The following is a 3686-nucleotide window of genomic DNA, read 5'->3' on the forward strand; positions in this document are numbered from 1 at the left end:
AAAGGCAGGGACTAATACGACCACAAGTTCTGTGAACTAGAGATGACGGAAGTTCACCCTGCCTTTTATTTAAACGCTTACCAAGCTTTCTTCTTGTAATACTATTTACAAGAAGAAAAATCAGTCCGATAAACCAAAGGAGATGACGGTTATGCTGTCGGGATAACGATTAATAAATAAACAAGTATTAAATTTTACCCCTTATGAAATACAATAAAACTTTCCTCGCCTCTAGCTTTCTAATTGCCATTGCCTTTTTAGGTATATCATGTGTAAATGCGAACCGTGATGATAAAAAAAGTGATTCTACAGAAACCGTTTCGGCAGGAGGATCAGAAAAATCAAACCTTCCTTACGATTTAGCAAATCCTGTAAAATATAACATGCCGCAAAATTTATTCGAAATTTCCGGAATTGTATTTCATAACGGTGATCCTAAAGAAGTATTTGCGATTCAGGATGAAGACGGCGATTTGTTTCATCTTGGTTTAACCGATAAAGAATCGAAATTTACCAAATTTGGAGGTAAAGGCGATTATGAAGATCTGGCTATCTTAAATAACACTGTAATTGTATTAAAAAGCAATGGCGAACTGCATAGCTTTCCTATTAGCGAGATCAATAAACCAGAAGTTGCAGATGTGGTTAAAACCAAAGACCTGGTTCCTAAAGCCGAATRTGAAGGCTTAGCCGCAGACGAAAAAACAGGCCTGGTGTATGTATTAACTAAAGAAATTAAGAAAAATAAAAGCGACCAGACGGATATTTATGCCTTTAAATATGCTGATGGTAAATTTACCGCAAGTGGAACTTTTGCCTTGTCTTATAAAGAAATAGCTGACCTATCAGGCGAAGCCAAAATTAAGTTCCGTCCTTCTGCTTTGGCTAAAAACCCATCAACTAACGAGTGGTATGTGCTTTCATCAATGAATAAACTATTGGTCGTTACCGATGCAAACTTTAAAATTAAAGCAACATACCCGCTAAAAGGAGATTTCTTTAACCAACCAGAAGGTATTGCATTTGATCGCGATCAGAACCTTTATATCTCTAACGAGGGCGGTACTTTATCTGCAGGAAACATTTTAATGTTTAAATTGAAAAAATAGGTTTTAGTAGTGGTGCCCTAATGCGAACGTCGTCCTGAACTTGTTTCAGGATCTATTAGGAGGCTGTCTCATTATATATATTGTCATCCTGAGCCTGTCGAAGGACCAACTAAAATGTATGGTAAAGCGCGTTTCGACAGGCTCAACGTGACAGGTCCGAACCTGAAATTAAGTTTATGAGATTGCTTGGACGATGCTCATGAGAAATAAAATAAATTTTAAAATAACTATCTTTATACAAACGCTGAGTCTATGATTAAAAGATTTACCCTTTTTACCATCTTATTTTTAATCAACTTCATTGCCCTTGCGCAGGATGATGTGAAATATCGTGTAATTCTTTTTGGCGATGCCGGCGAAATGAACCCTGCGCAGATGCAGGATTTAAAAAATGCCGCCAAACAAATACTTCCCAAAAAAACAACCGTTTTATATTTGGGGGATAATATTTATCCAACAGGGATGGGTCTTCCTGGAAGCGTAGAAGAAGAAGAAACTAAAAAAATCCTCCGTTCACAGTTCGAGCCTATGCGTAAAATGGGCGCTGCGGTTTATTTTGTTCCCGGCAACCACGATTGGGATAAATCTGGCCCCAAAGGTTTGGCCAAAATCAAAGCGCAAGATGATTTCCTTAAAGCACAGAACGATCCATTACTGAGGCTAATACCAGAAAACGGATGCCCTGATCCTGTGGCCATTAAATTAACTGATAAATTAACCATCATTGCTTACGATAGTGAATGGTGGGTTTTTCCATACAATAAATCAAATCCTAACGGCGAATGCGAATGCCGTACCAAAGATGAGGTTTTAGTGAAAATGGAACAGTTACTCGAAGAGAACAAAGACAAGGTTATTCTTTTAGCCTCACATCATCCATTTCAGAGTTATGGCCCACATGGCGGTTATTTCAATTTGAGGAACCACATTTTTCCGCTCACATCGCTGGATAAAAATCTATATATCCCATTGCCTGTTTTGGGCTCTATTTATCCGATGTTACGTTCCACTTTATTAAGCCCTGAAGATTTAAATCACCCTGCTTATAAGGATATGATTAAATCAGTAACCGGTGTATTTGGCGATTACCCAAATGTAACCTATGTAGCGGGGCATGAGCATGGTTTACAGTTAATTAAAGGGAAACAATTGCAGGTTATCAGTGGTTCGGGTTCAAAGGTGTCGCCAAATAAAGAGGGTAAAACTTCTTTGTTTCACGAAATGCAGCAGGGCTACGTGGTTGCCGATCAGTTGAAAAACAACGATATGCGCTACGAATATTACATTTATTCGGATACGAGCGTTAAAAGAGTTTACAGTTACATTAAAAAGTTCGAAACCATTCCTCAAATAATAAGGAATAGAGATAAACCGATTACCGCTGATAGTATTTTTGTACGTATTAAGCCCGAATATGATAGCGTTGGCCGTTTTCACCGTGCTATTTTTGGCGAAAATTACCGTAAAGAATATGCTGCAAAAACAAAGGTTCCTGTATTACGGGTTTCTCAAATGATGGGTGGTTTAAAAGCGACTCAGCGCGGTGGAGGCAATCAATCGCGTTCTTTACGATTAGAAGATAAAAACGGTAAAGAATATGTTTTGCGTAGCGTGGAGAAATACCCTGAAGTACTTTTGCCTGCCGCATTGCGCGAAACTTTTGCTAAAGATATTATAAAGGATAACATGTCCGCACAGCATCCGTTTTCGGCACTGGTAGTTCCCGAACTTGCTAAGGCTGGCGGTATCCCGCATAGCAACCCGATTATTGGCTGGGTTTCTCCTGATGACAACTTAGGCGAATTTGAATCGGCATTTGCCAATACTTTGTGTTTGTTCGAAGAAAGAGAACCCACAGGAGAATCAGACAGTTCTCCGAAAATGGATAAAAAACTAACTGATGATAACGATAATAGATTAGATGAACCTGCCTGGGTAAAAGCCAGGGCGTTTGATGTATTATTGGGCGATTGGGACAGACATGAAGACCAATGGCGTTGGAAAGAAATCAAAACTAAAGATGGTTCGCTTTATTCGCCGGTGCCAAGAGATCGCGATCAGGTTTTTTTCAGATCTGACGGCCTTTTACAGCGATACACACAATCTTCGTCATTATTACCCATGATGCAGGGTTATGAACGTGGTATAAAAGATATCAATTGGTTTTTATGGGAAGGAAGAGAAATCAGCAGCCGTTGGACAGCCAATATTGATGAAGAGGAGTTTGATAAAATTGTGAAAGATTTCTGCGCAAACTATAACGATGCCGTTTTCGAGAAAGCACTAAAAAAACTCCCTGAACCAAGTTACTCATTACATCACGATGCCTTTTTGGCACAGATGCGTAACCGGATAGCCACTTTGCCAAAGTTAATGAACCAGTATTATCATTTCTTTAACCGCATTGTAGATATCGAGGTAACCAATAAAAATGAACTGATTCAGATTACCGATGCTGAAAACGATGGGTTACGCGTAAAAATCAATAAAATTTCTAAAGAGGGTAATATCAAAGACGAACTCTTCGATCGGAAATTCGATCCCAAAGTAACCAAAGAAATCAGGGTGTACATGCAC

General features: G+C 39.0%; 2 protein-coding genes. Both read left to right on the top strand.

Going from position 1 to position 3686, the window contains the following annotated elements:
• Window positions 1–203 precede the first annotated feature (203 nt).
• The gene (locus AC1DPQ_RS21160; protein ID WP_477610783.1) at window positions 204–1109 is read left to right on the top strand and encodes an SdiA-regulated domain-containing protein; all 906 of its coding nucleotides are present in this window, start codon (window positions 204–206) and stop codon (window positions 1107–1109) included.
• 252 nt (window positions 1110–1361) lie between these two features.
• The coding region (locus tag AC1DPQ_RS21165; RefSeq protein ID WP_477610784.1) for a metallophosphoesterase at window positions 1362–3686 on the top strand (2325 nt) is incomplete at its 3' end.

The sequence above is a fragment of the Pedobacter sp. 01T416_2 genome (assembly GCF_056398925.1).